The sequence below is a fragment of the Caulobacter segnis genome, assembly GCF_019931575.1.
GTDB classification, from domain to species: Bacteria; Pseudomonadota; Alphaproteobacteria; order Caulobacterales; family Caulobacteraceae; genus Caulobacter; species Caulobacter segnis_C.
In genome coordinates, this window is record NZ_CP082923.1 from 3,666,683 (window position 1) to 3,684,728 (window position 18,046).

Genomic DNA, 18,046 nt, shown 5'->3' on the forward strand with positions numbered 1-18,046 from the left:
GCGGCTTTTTCGTCCGGGGTTGCGGCGAGCACGAGTGCGTCTAACATCCGTTTGAAAGGTGGCCATCAGCGCCGCCGTGAACCGGGAGGATGCGATGAAGCTCTATGGCGAGGCCATGCCCGCGCCCAATCCGCGCCGGGTGCGGATCTTCCTGGCCGAGAAGGGCCTGGAGGTTCCCGAGATCCCGATCGGCCTGCGCCAGGGCGGCCACCGGTCGCCCGAGCATCTGGCGCGCAACAGCCTGGGCCAGGTGCCGGTGCTGGAGCTGGACGACGGGACCACCATCAGCGAGACCGTCGCCATCTGCCGCTATTTCGAGGCGCTGCACCCCGACCCGCCGCTGTTCGGCGTCTCAGCGCTGGAACAGGCCCAGGTCGAGATGTGGACGCGCCGGATCGAGTTCCGGGTGATGGTCCCGGTCGGCATGTACTGGCGTCACGCCCATCCGCTGACCGCGCGGCTGCTGAAGCAGAATGTCGAATTCGGGGAATCCAACCGCGAGGTGGTCGACAAGGCCCAGGCGTGGCTGGACCGCGAGCTGTCCGATGGCCGCCCCTATCTCACGGGCGAGACCTATACGATCGCCGACATCGTCGCCCAGACCACCCTGGACTTCGCCGACTTCGTGGGCCTGGCGACCCCGGCCGAGGCCAGGAACGTGCTGGCCTGGCGCGAACGGATGGCGGCCAGGCCCAGCGCGGGCGCCTAGCCCCTAGTCGTGCAGGCCCGCGTCGATCTCGTCCTGGTTCAGGTGGGCGAAGGCGCGGGCCGGGGCGGCGACCAGGATCACGGTCTGCAGGGTCAGGAAGATCGGGGCCAGCAACAGGTTGGCCAGCAGCACCAGGATCAGGCGCGGATGGCTGGCCACCACGTCGCCGCCGCTCGTCGGGTCGACGCCGCCGCCGACCACATTGCCGATGATGCTCGAGACCGTCGCGCCGATGATCGAGACCAGGAAGCTCAGGGCGATGGCCAGGATGTACATCCCCAGCAGGCGGAAGAACTGGCCGTGGGTCTGGACCCAGGCCTCGCGGAGGTCGATGTGATGATGCGAGAAGGCGTGCGGCCCCAGCAACGACAGGCGCACGGCCACCCATAGCGACAGGCCGATCACCGCCAGGGCGCCCAGGGTGGCGAACCAGCCGGCCGCCGCGCCCGACAGCAGGGAGGCCCCCAGCACCACCGCGCCGGACGGGATCACCGTCACGCCCAGGGCCGCGGCCCAGGTGATCAGAGAGACGATCAGCAGTTGAAGCTCTTCCTTGCCCAGGCGCAGATAGGCGAAGCGGTCGTTCTTGGGCTCGATCACCGAACGGATGATCGCCGCCTGCAGCACCGAGCCCAGGAACAGGGCCAGGGCGATCAGCAGCACCATGACCCCGCCCAGATGGGTGACGAGGTCGAGGATTTCTCGGGGATCGGCCGATCCGGCGCGTCCGGCCAGGGCGGCGCGGCCCTCGTCGCCCAGCACGATCTTGGCGAACAGGCCCAGGATCGGCAGCATGACCAGCGAGAAGGTCGCCCAGGCCAGCACCGGCAACGGCTTGCGCCGCATGATCCGCAGGCCTTGGAGAGCGGCGTCGACGGGGCGAACTGACATCTAGGCGTCCTGAGAGACCGCGCTTTGGCGGTAGATATGGGTCAGCGCTCCAGCCCAGGCCGGCGCCAGATAGAGATAGACGATCGTGGCGGCGCCCGCCGTAAAGCCGACGCCCTGGGGCGGGGCCAGGCCGAAGAGGACCCCGACCAGCGCCACCGGCAGGCCCAGGATCACGCCGATCGCCAGGAGGGCCGGCACGCGCCCCTTGGTCAGCGGAAAGGCGCTCAGCACCCGCACGCCGGACTGCTCGACCGTGGCCGGAGCGGTGAAGGACAGGCGCAGGCCCAGCCAGACCAGAATGGCCAGGCCGGCCAGCGGAGCCAGGCCCGCGACGACGCCGCCCGGACCGGCGTTGGCCAGGGCGGCCTTCCAGGCCTGGGCGGAACCGACGTCGAGGTTGGGCGCGCTGGCGCGGGCGACGCCCAGCGCGACGGCGCCGATCGCCACCAGCAGGATCGAGCCGATCAGCAGGAAGAGGCCCAGCACCAGAAAATGCCCGCCCAGCAGCCGCCACTCGTCGCGTCCCCAGCGCAGGCCCTTCAGGCCCGAAGCGCGTCCGAACGCGCGGCGGAATAGCGCGCCCTGGGCGATGACGCCGGCGGCCAGGACAGCCAGCAGGCGCGCGCCCGGCGGCAGATAGCCGGCGACCACGGTCAGGACGATCGCGACCAGCAGCGCCGCCCAGCACGCGTTGATCGACGCGCCCAGGTCGGACACGCCCGCGCGCAACGCGCCGCCGACGCTGGCCGATCCGTCCGTCATCCGATCCGTTCCTCTCGCAAGAGGCTCGCCGACGAGTCGTCGCGAGCCCGCGCAATCTATGGCCTCGCCACGGTTCTGACGATGGCGCCGCGCGGATGCAATCGGATTTCGAGCGGTCGTAGCGCCGCCGCTACGCCCGCGCCGGATCTTCGTTCAGCAGCGCCCGATAGGACGCCGCCCAGGGCGCGCAGAACACGGTGGTGACGACGGTGGAGAACACCACCAGCAGCACGCCGGCGATGGCGATGGCCGGGCCCAGCTTGCGGACGATCTCCAATGGCGGCTCGCGCACCAGCGCCTGCACCGCGCCGGGCTCGAGCAGCCAGGTCATCGTCCCGCCCAGCGCGAAGACGCCGCCCATCATCAACCCGCCAAACAGAACCTCGATGCCGATCAGCAGCACCACCAGGAGCACGCTCATGCCCAGCAGCTTGCCGAGGCGTCCCTTGGTGAAGCTCCAGGACTCAAAGAGCCGGAACTGCCGGTCGACGAAGGTCATCGGCGCGGCCATCGACAGTTTCAGCGCCAGCCACAGGAACAGGACCAGCGCGACGAGCCCGATGACCACGGCCGTCGAGACCGCCGCTACATGGGCCTGCGGGCCGCCGCCCATCGCGACGATCGCCACCACGACCACGGCCAGCAGCGCCAGGACGAAGCAGGCGATGTAGGCGAGCACGTACTCGACCAGGAACAGCAGGGTCAGCCAGCCCTCGCGCGCGCCCAGCCGCAGATAGGCGAAACGCGACTCCTGGGGCTCCAGCACGGCCCGGAACACGGCCGAGCAGATCACCGCCTTCACGCCGGTGGCCCACAGCCAGAACAGCAGCTGGAACAGCATCACGCCCGACTGCAGGCGCATGAACCGCCCGATCATCTGGGGATCGTTGGCCGGCCCCGGCTGCCCCACCTGCATGAGCATCGCGAAGTCCGGGCGCATCGCCCAGAGCAGCAGGTACATCGGCGCCGCTGTCGCGACGAAGATCACCAATCCCCAGGCCAGGACGGCCAGCGGCCTGCGTCCGATCACGCCAAGACCGGCGGTCGCCGCCTCGGCCACGGAAAATCTCGCCATGTCCCCTCCCATGCCCGCCACGCGCGCAGGACCTGATCCTTGCGTGAGCCTACACGCAGGTTTCGCCAAGCGACAGCCGGGGGTATAGGGCGCGACCATGACCACGAATTCGACCTACTCGCCCGTCCACGTCATTGGCGGAGGCCTGGCCGGCTCCGAAGCCGCTTGGCAAATCGCCCAGAGCGGCGTGCCCGTCATCCTGCACGAGATGCGTAGAGAGGGCGTGACCACCGACGCCCACCAGACCGACGGCCTGGCCGAGATGGTGTGCTCCAACTCGTTCCGGTCGGACGACTGGCAGTTCAACGCCGTGGGCCTGCTGCACGCCGAGATGCGCAAGCTGGACAGCCTGATCATGGCCTGCGCCGACCAGCACCAGGTGCCGGCGGGCGGCGCCCTGGCCGTCGACCGCGACGGCTTCTCGGCCGAAGTCACCAAGCGCCTCTCCGAGCATCCGCTGGTCACCATTGTGCGCGAGGAGATCGCCGGCCTTCCCCCCCAGGAATGGGACAACGTCATCGTCGCCACCGGCCCCCTCACCTCGCCCGCCCTGGCGCAGGCGGTGCTGGACATGACCGGCGAGGGGCAGCTGTCGTTCTTCGACGCCATCGCCCCGATCATCCATTTCGAGTCCATCGACATGGACAAGGCCTGGCGCCAGTCGCGCTACGACAAGGAGGGTCCCGGCGGCGACGCGGCCGCCTACATCAACTGCCCCATGAACAAGGAGCAGTACGAGGCCTTCATCGACGCCCTGCTGACCGGCCCCAAGTCCGAGTTCAAGGAGTGGGAGAACGTCCCCTATTTCGACGGTTGCCTGCCGATCGAGGTGATGGCCGAGCGCGGCCGCGAGACCCTGCGCCACGGCCCGATGAAGCCGGTCGGCCTGACCAACCCGCGCGATCCGACCGTGAAGTCGTACGCCATCGTCCAGCTGCGCCAGGACAACGCCCTAGGCACGCTGTGGAACATGGTCGGCTTCCAGACCAAGCTGAAGCACGGCGTCCAGGCCGAGACCTTCCGCATGATCCCGGGCCTGGAGAACGCCCAGTTCGCCCGCCTGGGCGGCCTGCACCGCAACACCTTCATCAACTCGCCCAAGCTGCTGGACCGGTCGCTGCGCATGAAGGTCCTGCCGCGCCTGCGCTTCGCCGGCCAGGTCACGGGCGTCGAGGGCTATGTCGAGAGCGCGGCCATGGGCCTCTTGACCGGCCGCTTCGCCGCCGCCGACCGCAAGGGCGCGCCGATCGACGCCCCGCCGCCGACCACCGCCCTGGGCGCGCTGGTCGAACACATCACCGGCGGCCATCTGGAGGCCGGCAACGGTCCGGGCAGCTTCCAGCCGATGAACATCAACTACGGCCTGCTGCCCCCTCTCGAGGCGCCGAAGGTCGACGAGGACGGCAAGAAGATCCCGCTGAAGGAGCGCGGCCGGGCCAAGAAACGCCTGATGAGCCTGCGGGCGCTGAAGGACCTCGAGGCCTGGGCGGGGCTCTAGAACCTCCGCTTCTACTCGTCATCCCTGAAGCCTCACGGAGGCTATCCGGGACCCAGGGGCCAAGCGCGATGAGGCCGCTCCTGGGTCTCGGCTATCCGCTGCGCCACGGCCGGGATGACACCTCTCTTGCCCGACATTCAAAGGCCCCGAGCCCTTAAGGATCGCGCCCGCGCCTAGCTTGCGACGGGTCCGTTTCGAACGGCGGGTATCCCGAACCGCCGCAACCTTCCCTTAGAATTTTCAACCCCTTGATCGGTATATAACCGATTATTTCCGCCATCCCGAACGCGGCCGGATTGCGGCGTTATTTTTTCAGCGAAAACGACAAAATTTCAAATGACACCGGTTTCTCTTGCGAATGACACCGGTTGCAGTTAGCGCTACCACCGTTTTCGGGGACCGGCCGCTCATAACAAGAGCCGGGCCCTTTTCAACTTTTCCGGGAGGGAACCGTGCAAATTCGTTCTACGCATCGCCGCGCCTGTGCGCTTCTGGCTCAGACCTCGCTAGGGGCTCTGACCGTGGCCGCCGCCCTGTCGCTGACGACGGGCGCCGCCCTCGCTCAGGAGCAAGCCGCCCCCGCGCCGGCCGCCGATCCCGCCGCCGCGCCCGCGCCCGCAGAGGCCGCTCCCGAGGAAAGCACCGTCGACGCCATCGTCGTCACCGGATACCGCGCCGCGGTGCAGAGCGCGCTGAACCTGAAGCGCAACTCGAACACGATGGTCGACGCGATCAACGCCGACGACATCGCCGACTTCCCGGACGCCAACCTGGCGGAATCGCTGCAGCGCCTGCCGGGCGTCTCGATCGACCGCGAGAACGGCGAAGGCCGCACCATCACCGTGCGCGGCCTGGGCAGCGACTTCACCCGCGTCCGCCTGAACGGCCTGGAAGCCCTGTCGACGGCCGGTCCGTCGAACTCGGGCGACAGCGCCAACCGCTCGCGCGGCTTCGACTTCAACACCTTCGCCTCGGAGCTGTTCAGCGCCCTGAAGGTCCAGAAGACCGCCTCGGCCGAGACCGACGAAGGCTCGCTGGGCGCCACGGTCGACCTGGAGACCGGCAAGCCGCTGAACTTCAAGGGCCGTCGCCTGGCCCTGTCGGTGCAGGACGCCTACTACAAGAACGGCGGCACCCACTCGCCGCGTTTCGCCGGCCTCTATTCGGACCGCTGGGAAACCAATTGGGGCGACTTCGGCGCCCTGTTCTCGGTCGCTTACAATAAGCGCAACCAGATCATTGACAGCTACCAGCGCCAGGCTGGCCAGTCGGACTACACCTACCGCCAGGCCACGTTCCTGGGCACGGGCTCGACCACCGCGACGCCGCGTCGCCAGGGCTTCGCCGCCCCGACCGGAACCTCGTGCAACAACGGCGTGATCCCGGGCGTCAACATCACTAACGCCGCTGTCTGCTCGGCCCTGACCGGCTCGAACCCGACCGCCTACAACCTGGTCAACAACCCCTCCAGCGCCACGGTCGTCGGCTCGGGCATCACCGCCCCCGGCGCCCTGACCCGCATCCCGGCCCTGGCCACGCTGAACCAGCAGGACCTGGACCAGAAGCGCACGGGCCTGACCGGCGCCGTGCAATGGCGCCCGACCAGCCGCACCACCATCTCGCTGGACTGGGTCTATTCGGAACTGGAGCAATCGTCGGTCAACTACCAGGTCCAGACCGTCGGCCTGAATCGCAACAACACCAACGCCGCCCTGAACACCATCACCGCCGGCGACACCGCCGCGGCCAAGCGCGCCCTCTACGCCAGCTGCACGGCCCGCGCCGCCAGCGCGATCCAGGACGCCATCGACTGCGGCCAGTCGATGAACGGCGGCGCGCTCGTCTCGGGCATGAGCAACAGCTACAACCCGTACAACCTCGACCCGTACGACTACTACAACAACCCGGGCTCGGTCGGTTACGTGGCCGACCCGACCGGCACGGCGATGCTGACCCAGTTCATTGGCCGCCCGTCGGTCAAGTTGATCGACGCCGCGTTGTCGCCCACCGGCGCCAACGCCGACTACCTGAAGCTGGGTAATGTCGACCTGCGCTCGGCCGCCGACGCCTCGTTCTTCACGACCTATTTCCGCCAGTCGTCGCTGAAGCTGGACCACGAGTTCAACGACAACCTGTCGATGACCGCCGTCTACGGTAAGTCCTCGTCGAACAACAAGACCCAGGGCCTGCTGGCGGACTTCATCCGCCTAGACAGCGGCCAGGGCGTGGCCGGCAACGACTACGTCACCTATGACGCGCGCGGCGGCGGCGACATGCCGGTCCTGAACCTGGGCTTCGACGCCACCCAAGCCAGCGCCTGGGACTTCGTGAAGGGCTACTCGGCCCTGCGGAACTACCAGCGCTATACGCGCAACGACTACGAGACCATGCGCGTCGACTTCAAGTACCACCTGGACAACAGCACGGACGTCAAGTTCGGCATCAGCCAGCGCAAGTACGGCTTCGGCACCTCGGAATATCGCCGCCTGACCGGCGAGACCCTGAACCCCAGCCTGAAGGAAGCCGGCTCGAACGTCGCGGCCGTCAGCAAGGTCATCAACTGGGGCACGGGCCTGAACGTCCCGGCCGGCACCACGACCGCCTTCCTGGCGCCCGACCTGAAGAAGATGACCGAGCTGTTCGGCTTCGACTGCAACTGCATCAACAAGTACGGCGACTGGCGCCTGTCGTATCTGGCCAGCGCGGCCAACCGCTATTCGGTCGACGAGAAGGACACCAGCGCCTACGTCCAGTTCGACTTCGACACCGAATTCCTGGGTCGCGAACTGCGCGGCAACGTTGGCACGCGCTACGCCCTGACCGAGGTCGACTCGGACGGCCTGACCAACACCTCGCGCCCGATCTCGGGCTCGAATAAGTACCACGACATCCTGCCGTCGATGAACGTGTCGTACGAGGTCTATGACAACCTGCTGCTGCGCTTCGGCGCGGCCAAGGTCATGGCCCGTCCGCTGCTGTCGAACCTGGCGCCGAACGTGACCTCGATCAGCGTGCCGTCCAACGGCGCCACGGTCGGTGGCTCGCTGACGGTCGGCAATCCGAAGCTGGATCCGTTCCGCGCGACCAACCTGGACCTGTCGCTGGAATGGTACTTCGCGCCGGGCGCCCTGGTCTCGGTGGCCGTGTTCAACAAGGACATCTCGAGCTTCCCGCAGACCCTGGTGTCGTCGGCCAGCCTGAGCTCGTTCATGGACGCCGACGCCATCGCGGCCCTGCGCGCGGCCCAGACCAACCCGCAGGCGATCGCCTATATCGACAACAACAACCCGTTCGACGTCCGCCAGTTCGGCAACGCGCCGGGCGGCTACATCCGCGGCATCGAGTTCAACTACCAGCAGAACCTGACGTTCCTGCCCTGGTACTTCAAGAACCTGGGCGTCCAGTTCAACGCCACCCACCTGGAGTCGGAACTCGAGTACATCGTCACCCCCGCCAACGCCCGCCTGAACCAGGCGGCGGTCACCGCCAAGGGTCCGTTCACGGGCGCCTCGCCGGACGCCTTCAACTTCACGGTCTTCTACGAGGTCGAGAAGTTCAGCGTGCGCCTGTCGTCGGCCTACCGCGCCAAGTACCGGACGCAGTACCCGATCGCGACCGGCACCTGCGAGCCGGGCTTCTGCGACTCGCCGCTGGTCAACGACTTCCTGGGCAACAGCAGCACGTTCAACCTGGACGGCTCGATGACCTACAAGTTCAACAAGTACATGACCCTGTCGGTCGACGCCCTGAACCTGACGAACCAGGCCGAGAACCGCTGGGCCTACCAGAACGACCCGGTCGCCACGCGCTACGCCGCCGTGGGCCGCTCGATCTTCGCCGGCATCCGATTCGTCTACTGACCGATCTAAGCGTTACTTCCTCCCAACGCTTGAACTGGGGCCGCGTCATCGACGCGGCCCTTTCTTTTTGCCGCCGGCCCGCCGCCAAGGCCGCGCCCTCTCGCCGCACATAAGTAAGTAGTTTATGACTTAACTACAGGCGCCGCCGCTCGTGGATGGCGCGTGTCGAGGCGCCCGCGCGGGAATGACGGCGCGGGGGCGGTTGCCGGCGGGGGCTTTCGAGTCTCTCCTGCTATCCCTGGTGTCTCGGCGATCAGAACGTACGGGGGTCGAATCGAAGGTGGCGGACGCGGTCGACATCGGAGGCTTGCTCGGTATTCGGGCCAAGGCGCGCTGCGACCTGCTGGGCGCCCCGCCCTACAGCGAGGCCGAGGGCCAGCTGACCAGGCGGTTCCTCACCTCCGCGCACGAAGCCGCCCTCGAGACCCTGTCCAGCTGGATGGCCGACGCCGGCATGAGCGTCCGCCGCGACGCCGCCGCCAACCTGATCGGTCGCTACGAGGGCGAGCGCCCGGGCGCCAAGGCGCTGATCATCGGCTCTCATATCGACAGCGTGCGCAACGGCGGGCGCTATGACGGCCCGCTCGGGATCATGCTGGGCGTCGACGTGGTCGAGGCGCTGCGCGCCGCCGGCCGCCGCCTGCCCTTCGCGATCGAGGTCGTGGCGTTCGGCGACGAGGAAGGCTCACGCTTTCCCGCCTCGATGAGCTGCAGCCGCGCCATCGCCGGGACGCTGGACGCCATGGCCCTGGAGATGAAGGACGCCGAGGGCGTGTCGGTGGCGCAAGCGTTGACGGCGTTCGGCGGCGATCCGGCCGGCATCGCCTCGGCCGCCCGCAAGCCCGAGGACGTGCTGGCCTTCCTGGAGGCGCATATCGAGCAGGGCCCAGTGCTGGAAGCCGAGGGCCTGGCCCTGGGCGTCGTCACCGCCATCGCCGCCCAGAAGCGGCTGATGGTCAGGATCATCGGGACCGCCGGCCATGCCGGCACCACGCCGATGAACCTGCGCAAGGACCCCGGCCCCGCCGCCGCCGAGTGCATGTTGGCCCTGGAGCGGATCTGCCGCGCGGGGACCGGCGGTCTGGTGGGCACGGTCGGCCGCATGACCGCCTTGCCCGGCGCGTTCAACGTCATCCCCGGCGCGGTCGAGTTCTCGATGGACATCCGCGCCGAGACCTCGGCGACACGTGACGAGGCCGTGATCACCGTCAGCGCCGAGATCCACGCCATCGCCGCCAAGCGCGGCCTCAAGGCCGAGATCCAGCTGATGCAGGCCCTGGCCGAAAGCCCCTGCGATCCGTCGCTGATGGGTCTACTGGAAGAGGCCCTCGCCGACCTCTCCCTTTCGCCTCGGCGCCTCCCCTCGGGCGCGGGTCACGACGCCATGGTGATGGCCGACCTCTGCCCCGTCGCCATGCTGTTCATCCGCTGCGAGGGCGGGATCAGCCATAACCCGGCCGAGGCCGTCACCGAGGCCGACTGCGCCCTGGCGGCCCAGGCCATGCTCCATTTCATCGACAAGCTAGAACGACGCGAACGCGCATGACCGATACATTTAAAGAGCTCGACCACCCCGCCCGCCTGCTGATGGGTCCAGGCCCCATCAATGTGCACCCACGCGTGCTGCGGGCGATGTCGGTGCAGTTGCTGGGCCAGTTCGACCCCGAGTTCACCGGCTATATGAACGAGGTCATGGCGCTGTATCGCGGCGTCTTCCAGACCACGAACCGCTGGACCTTCCTGGTCGACGGCACCTCGCGCGCGGGCATCGAGGCGGCGCTGGTCTCGACCCTGTCGCCGGGCGACGATGTCGTGGTGGTCAATGCCGGGCGCTTTGGCCTGCTGCTGGCCGAGATCGCCGAGCGCTGCGACGCCAAGGTCACCTTCGTCGAGGGCGAATGGGGCAAGGCCGTCGATCCGCAGGCCATCGAGGACGCCGTTACCCGTGTGAAGCCGCGCCTGGTGGCCTGCGTCCACGGCGACACCTCGACCACCATCGCCCAGCCGATCGAGGCGATCGGCGAGATCTGCCGCCGCCACGACGCCCTGCTCTATGTCGACGCCACCGCCACCCTGGGCGGCATGAGCGTGCCTGTGGATAACTGGCAAGCCGACATCGTCACCGCCGGGCTGCAGAAGTGCATGGGCGGTCCTTCGGGCTCGGCCCCGATCACCATCAGCGACCGCGCCGCCGACCACATCTTCGGCCGACGCCACGTCGAGAAAGGCCTGGCGGCGGCGGGCGCGACCGGCAACGGCCGGCGCATCGCCTCCAACTATTTCGACCTGGCGATGATCATGGACTACTGGTCCGACAAGCGTCTGAACCACCACACCGAAGCGGCCAGCATGCTGTTCGCCTCGCGCGAATGCGCGCGGATCGTTCTGGAGGAAGGTCTCGACGCCCGCTTCGCGCGACACACTCAAGCGGGCGCGGCGATGGTCGCCGGCATCGAGGCGCTGGGCCTGACGGTCTATGGCGACCAAGCCCACAAGATGACCAACGTCACCGGCGTGATCGCTCCGGCCGGCGTCGACTACGACCGGGTGAAGGCCCGGATGCGCACCGAGTTCGAGATCGAGATCGGCGCGGCCTTCGGTCCCCTGGCCGGCAAGATCTGGCGTATCGGGACCATGGGCGTGAACGCCCGCAAGCACGCCGTCCTGCAGACCCTGGCGGCGCTGGAGGCGGTGCTGCGCTGGGAAGGCTTCCAGGCCCCCCCCGGCGCGGGCGTCGACGCGGCGGCCAAGGTGTTCGCATGAGCGCCTATCCCCGCGACCTGATCGGCTACGGCGAGCATCCGCCTCAGGCCCGATGGCCGAACGACGCGCGCGTGGCCGTGCAGTTCGTGCTGAACTACGAGGAAGGCGCCGAGCGGTCGATCCTGCATGGCGACCCGGTCAGCGAGTTCTTCCTGTCGGAGATGGTCGGCGCCCAGCCCATCCAGGGCATGCGCAACATGTCCATGGAGAGCCTGTACGAATACGGCTCGCGCGCCGGCTTCTGGCGCATTCGTCGCCTCTTCGAGGACTTCGGCCTGCCGCTGACCGTGTTCGGCGTCGCCCAGGCGATGGAGCGCCATCCGGACGCCGTCGAGGCGATGATGAAGTCGGGCTGGGAGATCGCCAGCCACGGCTATCGCTGGATCGACTACCAGCACTTCACGCCCGAGCAGGAGTTGGAGCACATCCAGCAGGCCATCGACATCCAGCAGCGTCTGACCGGGGAACGGCCGCTGGGCTGGTACCAGGGCCGCACCAGCCCCAACACCGCTCGCCTGGTCGCCGAGGAAGGCGGCTTCGTCTACGACGCCGACAGCTATGCCGACGACCTGCCCTACTGGGATGACCAGCACGGGCGCGCCCAGCTGATCGTGCCCTATACGCTGGAAGCCAACGACATGCGCTTCACCGCGGCGCAGGGCTTCAACACCGGCGAGCAGTTCTTCACCTATCTGCGCGACGCCTTCGACGCCCTCTATCTGGAAGGCGAGACCGCGCCGAAGATGATGAGCGTGGGCCTGCACTGCCGCGTAGTCGGCAAGCCCGGCCGCATCGGCGCGCTGCGGCGGTTCCTCGAGCACATCACGCGCCACGACAAGGTCTGGGTGGCCAAGCGCATCGACATCGCCCGCCACTGGATCGCGACCCACCCTTACGAGGCCAAAGCATGAGCGGCGCTCCGCCCCTGACCCTGGCTCGGCTGAACAGCATGAACCAGACGGGCTTCACCACCGCCTTGGGCTTCGCCTTCGAGCTGTCGCCCTGGGTCGTCGAGCGCGCCTGGGACGAGCGGCCCTTCACGAGCATCGATGGCCTGCACGCGGCGATGATGGCCGTGCTGGACGCGGCCTCGACCGAGGACAAGCTGGCCCTGATCCGCGCCCACCCTGAGTTGGCCGGCAAGGCGGCGATCGCCAGGTCGCTGACCGCCGAGAGCACGGCTGAACAGGCCAGCGCGGGGCTCGACAGGCTGACACCGGAGGAGTTCGCCCGCTTCCATGAGCTGAACGCGGCCTACAACGCGCGCTTCGGCTTTCCCTTCATCATCTGTGTGCGCCTGAACGACAAGGCCTCGATCCTCCGGGCCATGGAGGCGCGCGCGGCCAACGACGAGGCGGCCGAGATCGCCGAGGCGATTCTGCAGATCGGCCTGATCTCCAAGCTTCGACTGCTCGACGCGGTGACCGCTTGATGGACTACGACTTCGCTTCCTGGGCCGGCATGGCGCTGCGCTGGCTGCACGTGATCGCGGGCGTGGCCTGGATCGGCGCGTCCTTCTATTTCGTCTGGCTGGACAACAATCTGCGCGATCCGGATCCGCCCAAGGAGGGCGTGAAGGGCGAACTGTGGGCCGTGCACGGCGGCGGCTTCTACCATTCGCAGAAGTACATGGTGGCCCCGGCGCACATGCCCGACCACCTGCACTGGTTCAAGTGGGAGGCCTACACCACCTGGCTTTCGGGCTTCGCCCTGCTGACCGTGCTCTACTATGTCGGCGCGCCGGTCTATCTGATCGACCCGGCCAAGCACGCCTTCACGCAGGGCCAGGCCATCGGCGTCGGCCTGGCCTTCATCTTCGGCGGCCTCTTGGTCTATGAGGCCGTGTGCCGCTCGCCGCTGGGCAAGAACGGCAAGCTGTTCGGCCTGGTCTGGTTCGCCACCCTGACGGCGGCGACCTGGGCCCTCACCCAACTGTTCTCCGACCGCGGGGCCTTCATCCACGTGGGCGCGATCATCGGCACCTGCATGGTTGGGAATGTCTTCCTGATCATCATCCCCAACCAGCGCAAGATCGTCGCCGACATGCTGGCCGGCCGGCCCGTCGATCCACGCCTGGGTCTGATGGGCAAGCAGCGCTCGGTCCACAACACCCACATGACGCTGCCGGTCATCTTCATCATGATCAGCAACCACTATCCGGCCGTCTCGGGCCACCCGAAGGCTTGGCTGCTGCTGGCCATGATCAGCGCCGGGGCCATCTCGATCCGCTACTTCTTCATCCAGCGCCACTTCGGCAAGATCCGGCACGAGTTCCTGTTCTACGGCGCCATGCTGATCTTCGGCGCGACGGCCATCGCCTCCATGAAGCCTAAGGACAGGGTCGAGGTCTCCAGCCAGGTCCCCTTCACCACCGCCCAGGCGATCATCCAGAAGCACTGCGTGATGTGCCACAGCGCCGCGCCGACCCATCCCGGCTTCTCGGCCCCACCGCTTGGCGCGACCTTCGACACGCCTGAGCACATCCAGACCTACGCGCCGAAAATCCACGAGCGCGCGGTGGCTTCGACCAGCATGCCCCTTGGCAACGAGACCGGCATGACCGATGAGGAGCGGGCCCAGCTGGGCGCCTGGATCAAACAGGGAGCCAAGATCCCGTGACCGACGCCGTCCTGGACGCGACCATCAAGACCGAGACAGACAGCGCGCCGCGTAAGCGCAACGCCGAACGCACCCGCAAGGCGATCCTCGCCGCGGCCCTGAAGGAGTTCGCCCAGGCCGGCTTCGCCGGGGCCCGGATCGAGAAGATCGTCAAGGCCGCCAAGTGCAACATCCGGATGCTGTACCACTACTTCGGGGACAAGAAGGGCCTGTACATGGCCGTCCTCGAAAGCGCCTACATGGACCTGCGGGCGCGCGAGGCCGAGCTGAAGATCGACTTCGACAAGCCGCTGGAAGGCTTCCTCGAGCTGCAGCGCTTCACCTTCGACTATTTCGAGAAGAACCCGCGCTTCGAGGGTCTGCTGCGCAACGAGAACCTGCAGCACGGCAAGTTCGCCTCGCAGTCGCGGGTGGTGACCGAGACCGCCTTTCCACTGCGTCGGACGATCGAGCGGCTGATCGAGAGCGGCCAGGCCAAGGGCATCTTCGGCCCGAACCTCGACCCGGTGCAGATCTACGTGACCATCGCGGCCATGAGCCGCTTCCACCTGGCCAACGGCTACTCGCTGTCGGCGACCCTGGACACCGACATGAGCGCGCCCGAGTGGCGCAAGGCGCGGCTGGACCACGCCCTGGCGCTGCTCGAAGGCTATCTCACGCGCGGCGCGCGCTAGGGATTGCTGGCCGGCGCGGCCGGCGAGGGCGTGGCGGCCAGCGGCGGACCGCTGAACTCGGCCTCGATCGCCACCTGGACCTCGTCGCTGACGCCCATGGTCGAGCCCGGCGCGGGCACGCCATAGGCGATGCCAAAGTCCGACCGCTTGAACGCGCCCTTGGCCGAGAAGCCGATGCGGGCGTGCGGATCCATCGGATGGCCCGTGTAGCCGCCGTTGTAGGTCACATCCAGGGTCACCGGCTTGGTGACGCCGTGTAGGGTCAGGTCGCCCGTGACCTTGCCGGTGTCGGGGCCGGTGGTCTCGACCTTGGTCGACTTGAAGGTGATGGCCGGATAGGTGGCCGTGTTCAGCCACTGCGGGCCGGTCAGCTCGGCCAGGAAGCCCTCTGGCGGGGCCGGGATGGTCAGCGACGTCGGATTGACCGTCGCCTCCAGCGTGCTGACGGCGGCGTTGTTCTGGTCGAAATGAAGCTTGGCGTCGAAGTCGGCGAAGGCGCCTGTGTAGTTCGAGAAGCCCAGGTGGCTGACCCGGAACACCAGCGTCGCGTGGTGCTTGTCCAGGGTGTAGTCGCCGGCCGGGATGTCGGCCTTGGGCGGCTTTGGCGCGGTCGTCGTCGGCGCCGCGGCGGCGGGCGCCTCGGCGGTCTTGTCGGCCGGCTGCGGCGAACAGGCGGCCAGCGCCAGCAGGGCGACGACAGGCAGGATCGATCTCATACGCTTCCCTCCGATGGTTCCGGGTTCGCCTCGTTGAACGGACGCCGGAAGTCTGGCGGAAGCGATGCGCCCCTACGCCGACTCAACGTCAACGTGGGGACGCGATGGAGGTTGCGGAAGGGTGGCGCTAGAGCCCGAGGATCGAACCGGCGTCGATCGCCGACAGGTTGGTTCCGGCCAGGACGATGATGTTGTCGTAGCTCGCGCCCTCCTCGCCGAGATCGGTGAAGAGTGTCACGTTGCTCCCCATCTGAACGGCCACGTAGCGCACGCCGTCCCCGGCGAAGAGCGCTTCGATCGCCGAGAAGTCCAGCATAGGCATTTCGACATAGTTGGCGCTGGAGCCGGCCGGACCGTCGGTGAACACGATGTGGTCGTCCAGGGTCATGTCGTTGATCGTGTCGACGCCATAGTAAGGCGCGTCCCCGTTCGCGAAGACGAAGGTGTCCGCGCCGGCGCCGCCGGTCAGGGTATCTGCGCCGAGCCCGCCGACGAGGGTGTCGTCGCCCGCCCCGCCGTTCAGGACATTGGCGTTCGCATCGCCGATCAGGACGTCGGCGGCGCTGGAGCCCGTGACGTTCTCGACGTTCGACGCCGTCACGACCATGCCAGGCGCAACTGTTTGGGCCGTCGTTACGCCCAGATCGAAGACCACACCGCTCGAATAGGCGATGGGACCGCCGGTGAACGTCACGGTGTCGACGCCCTCGCCGCCATCAACGATGCGGGTTGCCGCATAGTTCTGGATCTGGAAGGTGTCGTTCCCGGCGTCGCCGTGCATGGTGTCGTTGGAGTTGCCGCTACGGAAGCTGTCGTCACCGTCGCCGCCCAACATCAGGGAACCGGGTTGCAGGCTTGTCACGCCAATGTCCGTCCCAAAGGAGTCGTTGCCTTCTCCGCCCTCCAACACGTCTGCGCCGCCTCCGCCATTCAACACATCGCCCCCAGCGCCGCCGTAGAGGTGGTTGTTTCCGGCGCCGCCAATCAGCCAGTCCGCGCCTGAAGACCCGACGGCGTTCTCGATGGAGACCAGGGTGTCCAGCAACGTCCCCACCGGTCCGATGATCGAGGCAGACTGGCTCGCGAGGTTGATCATGAGGAAGCTGAACATGGGCACGACGACATGGTCGTCCGCGTAGCTGACCGTGTCGCTGCCGGCGCCGCCATCCAGCGTGTTGTTGCCCGCCCCGCCGATCAGCAGGTCGTCGCCGTCGCCGCCTTGCAGGGTGTCGTCGCCGCCCAGACCCACCAGGGTGTCGGCGTCGGCGCCGCCGGCCAGGATGTCGTCGCCCTCGGTTCCCGTCAGATACATGCTTGGACCTCCAGCCCCTGGATCGGGGCGGAGGTCATTGACGATCAACCTAAGATCGATCTCAAGTGAATTTTTCTCGCATTAGACGATAATCATAAAAAGCAACCTTGAGTTAATCGCACTCAGAACAGCAGCCCCTTTTGCACCAGGGCATGGACGCCCTTCTCGCCGTTGACGGTCTGGGTCACCCGGAAGTCCACGGCCAGGGAGCAGAACTGATAGGCTTGGACGCGGGTCAGGCTGGAGCGGGCGACGATGAAGTCGATCGTCTGGCGCAGGGCCTGCTTCATGGCCAGGTCCAGGTCCTCGTTGAAGCCCATCAGGATGTGGTGGGTCGGCGTCTCGGCGCGGGGCCAGGTGAAGGGCGCGTCCGCGGCCTTGTGCAGCACGAAGGTGAAGGTCCCGGTCAGGCCCATTTCCAGCGCGTTGACGCAGACCTCGCCGTCACCCTGCCGACCGTGGCCGTCACCGACCGAGAAGTTCGCGCCCGGGACCCAGACCGGCAGATAGAGGGTCGAGCCGGCGACCAGCTCCTTGTTGTCCATGTTGCCGCCATGCTCGCGCGGCTCGCGGCTGGAGAGGCGGCCGTACCGGGCCGGCGGCGCAACGCCCATGGTGCCGAAGAACGGGGCCAGAGGCAGCTCCGGACCCCATTCGGGCTTGCAGACGTCGCGCGCCGCGTCGACGGCGATGTGGCTGACATAACGGTCGGGGAAGTCTTCCGGGATCGTCCCCGCCAAGGGCCGCACGGCGCAATAGCCCCAGTCGTTGTTCGGCTCGATCGCCTCGATCCGCACCTCCAGCCTATCGCCCGGTTCGGCGCCGGCGATGGCCACGGGGCCGGTCAGGATGTGCGGCCCGATGCGCTCGGGCTTGCTGTCGTGGATCGCTTGCAGCGCCGGCGGAATGGCGTAGGGCGAACCGGCCGCCGGCATCACCTCGACGCCGCCTGACACACACTCGAAGGTGACGCTGTCGCCCGGGTTCACCGTCAACACGGGATCAAAGGCCGCGTCGAACATGCCGAAGCGGACGGTGTCGGGGGCCGAAGCCAGTCGGTGATGCGCCATCAAGTAAGCCTTCTATTACCTGTGCATCTGGCGCGCGTTCCCGCCCTGGCCCAAGATCGGCCACGGCCGGCGACGCACGATCGCCCGGGACTGCTCC

At 67.6% G+C, this 18,046-nt stretch carries 15 protein-coding genes; 9 read left to right on the forward strand and 6 right to left on the reverse strand.

Features of this window, described 5'->3' with window-relative positions; all coding sequences use genetic code 11:
* Positions 1–94 precede the first annotated feature (94 nt).
* Positions 95–709 carry a glutathione S-transferase family protein gene (locus K8940_RS16845; RefSeq protein ID WP_223391230.1) on the forward strand — a complete coding sequence of 205 codons (615 nt, stop codon included), beginning with the start codon at positions 95–97 and terminating at the stop codon, positions 707–709.
* 3 nt (positions 710–712) lie between these two features.
* On the opposite strand, the gene K8940_RS16850 is transcribed toward K8940_RS16845, so the two are convergent.
* The 3 genes from K8940_RS16850 to K8940_RS16860 form a co-directional block, all read right to left on the reverse strand.
* The gene (locus tag K8940_RS16850) at positions 713–1,600 is read right to left on the reverse strand and encodes a hypothetical protein (RefSeq protein WP_223391231.1); all 888 of its coding nucleotides are present in this window, start codon (positions 1,598–1,600) and stop codon (positions 713–715) included.
* Positions 1,601–2,362, reverse strand: a complete 762-nt coding sequence (locus tag K8940_RS16855) for a hypothetical protein (RefSeq protein WP_223391232.1) — start codon at positions 2,360–2,362, stop codon at positions 1,601–1,603.
* Between the two features lie 130 nt (positions 2,363–2,492).
* Positions 2,493–3,437 (reverse strand): hypothetical protein, encoded by a 945-nt coding sequence (locus tag K8940_RS16860; RefSeq protein ID WP_223391233.1) that lies wholly within the window; start codon positions 3,435–3,437, stop codon positions 2,493–2,495.
* Positions 3,438–3,534: 97 nt separating this feature from the next.
* Between K8940_RS16860 and trmFO the strand changes: the two genes are divergently transcribed.
* The 8 genes from trmFO to K8940_RS16900 all read left to right on the forward strand — a co-directional run bounded on the left by trmFO (position 3,535) and on the right by K8940_RS16900 (position 14,851).
* Positions 3,535–4,935 carry a methylenetetrahydrofolate--tRNA-(uracil(54)-C(5))-methyltransferase (FADH(2)-oxidizing) TrmFO gene (trmFO, locus tag K8940_RS16865; RefSeq protein WP_223391234.1) on the forward strand — a complete coding sequence of 467 codons (1,401 nt, stop codon included), beginning with the start codon at positions 3,535–3,537 and terminating at the stop codon, positions 4,933–4,935.
* A 452-nt stretch (positions 4,936–5,387) separates the two neighbouring features.
* Positions 5,388–8,795, forward strand: a complete 3,408-nt coding sequence (locus K8940_RS16870; RefSeq protein ID WP_223391235.1) for a TonB-dependent receptor — start codon at positions 5,388–5,390, stop codon at positions 8,793–8,795.
* Positions 8,796–9,075: 280 nt separating this feature from the next.
* On the forward strand, positions 9,076–10,341 hold the full coding sequence (locus tag K8940_RS16875; protein ID WP_223391236.1) for an allantoate amidohydrolase: 1,266 nt from the start codon (positions 9,076–9,078) through the stop codon (positions 10,339–10,341).
* Positions 10,338–11,558 carry a pyridoxal-phosphate-dependent aminotransferase family protein gene (locus tag K8940_RS16880; protein WP_223391237.1) on the forward strand — a complete coding sequence of 407 codons (1,221 nt, stop codon included), beginning with the start codon at positions 10,338–10,340 and terminating at the stop codon, positions 11,556–11,558. The genes K8940_RS16875 and K8940_RS16880 overlap by 4 nt, the downstream gene beginning before the upstream one ends.
* Positions 11,555–12,469, forward strand: coding sequence for an allantoinase PuuE (puuE, locus tag K8940_RS16885; RefSeq protein ID WP_223391238.1), 915 nt, complete (start codon positions 11,555–11,557; stop codon positions 12,467–12,469). The genes K8940_RS16880 and puuE overlap by 4 nt, the downstream gene beginning before the upstream one ends.
* Complete coding sequence (gene uraD / locus K8940_RS16890; protein WP_223391239.1) at positions 12,466–12,990, forward strand: 2-oxo-4-hydroxy-4-carboxy-5-ureidoimidazoline decarboxylase; 525 nt, start codon at positions 12,466–12,468, stop codon at positions 12,988–12,990. Before puuE ends, uraD begins: the two co-directional genes overlap by 4 nt.
* Positions 12,990–14,177: a urate hydroxylase PuuD gene (locus tag K8940_RS16895; protein ID WP_223391240.1), complete on the forward strand. Its 1,188-nt coding sequence runs from the start codon at positions 12,990–12,992 to the stop codon at positions 14,175–14,177. Before uraD ends, K8940_RS16895 begins: the two co-directional genes overlap by 1 nt.
* Positions 14,174–14,851: a TetR family transcriptional regulator gene (locus K8940_RS16900; RefSeq protein ID WP_223391241.1), complete on the forward strand. Its 678-nt coding sequence runs from the start codon at positions 14,174–14,176 to the stop codon at positions 14,849–14,851. The genes K8940_RS16895 and K8940_RS16900 overlap by 4 nt, the downstream gene beginning before the upstream one ends.
* On the opposite strand, the gene K8940_RS16905 is transcribed toward K8940_RS16900, so the two are convergent.
* The 3 genes from K8940_RS16905 to K8940_RS16915 form a co-directional block, all read right to left on the reverse strand.
* Positions 14,848–15,567: a YceI family protein gene (locus tag K8940_RS16905; RefSeq protein ID WP_223391242.1), complete on the reverse strand. Its 720-nt coding sequence runs from the start codon at positions 15,565–15,567 to the stop codon at positions 14,848–14,850. The genes K8940_RS16900 and K8940_RS16905 overlap by 4 nt on opposite strands.
* Before the next feature lie 127 nt (positions 15,568–15,694).
* Positions 15,695–16,879, reverse strand: a complete 1,185-nt coding sequence (locus K8940_RS16910) for a calcium-binding protein (RefSeq protein WP_223391243.1) — start codon at positions 16,877–16,879, stop codon at positions 15,695–15,697.
* A 122-nt stretch (positions 16,880–17,001) separates the two neighbouring features.
* Positions 17,002–17,952, reverse strand: a complete 951-nt coding sequence (locus K8940_RS16915; RefSeq protein WP_223391244.1) for an acetamidase/formamidase family protein — start codon at positions 17,950–17,952, stop codon at positions 17,002–17,004.
* Positions 17,953–18,046 lie beyond the last annotated feature (94 nt).

Coding starts and splice junctions, on each gene's coding strand:
- K8940_RS16845 (WP_223391230.1), top strand. CDS start 95: ATGAAGCTCTATGGCGAGGCCATGCCCGCGCCCAATCCGCGCCGGGTG.
- K8940_RS16850 (WP_223391231.1), bottom strand. CDS start 1,600: ATGTCAGTTCGCCCCGTCGACGCCGCTCTCCAAGGCCTGCGGATCATG.
- K8940_RS16855 (WP_223391232.1), bottom strand. CDS start 2,362: ATGACGGACGGATCGGCCAGCGTCGGCGGCGCGTTGCGCGCGGGCGTG.
- K8940_RS16860 (WP_223391233.1), bottom strand. CDS start 3,437: ATGGCGAGATTTTCCGTGGCCGAGGCGGCGACCGCCGGTCTTGGCGTG.
- trmFO (WP_223391234.1), top strand. CDS start 3,535: ATGACCACGAATTCGACCTACTCGCCCGTCCACGTCATTGGCGGAGGC.
- K8940_RS16880 (WP_223391237.1), top strand. CDS start 10,338: ATGACCGATACATTTAAAGAGCTCGACCACCCCGCCCGCCTGCTGATG.
- puuE (WP_223391238.1), top strand. CDS start 11,555: ATGAGCGCCTATCCCCGCGACCTGATCGGCTACGGCGAGCATCCGCCT.
- uraD (WP_223391239.1), top strand. CDS start 12,466: ATGAGCGGCGCTCCGCCCCTGACCCTGGCTCGGCTGAACAGCATGAAC.
- K8940_RS16895 (WP_223391240.1), top strand. CDS start 12,990: ATGGACTACGACTTCGCTTCCTGGGCCGGCATGGCGCTGCGCTGGCTG.
- K8940_RS16905 (WP_223391242.1), bottom strand. CDS start 15,567: ATGAGATCGATCCTGCCTGTCGTCGCCCTGCTGGCGCTGGCCGCCTGT.
- K8940_RS16910 (WP_223391243.1), bottom strand. CDS start 16,879: ATGTATCTGACGGGAACCGAGGGCGACGACATCCTGGCCGGCGGCGCC.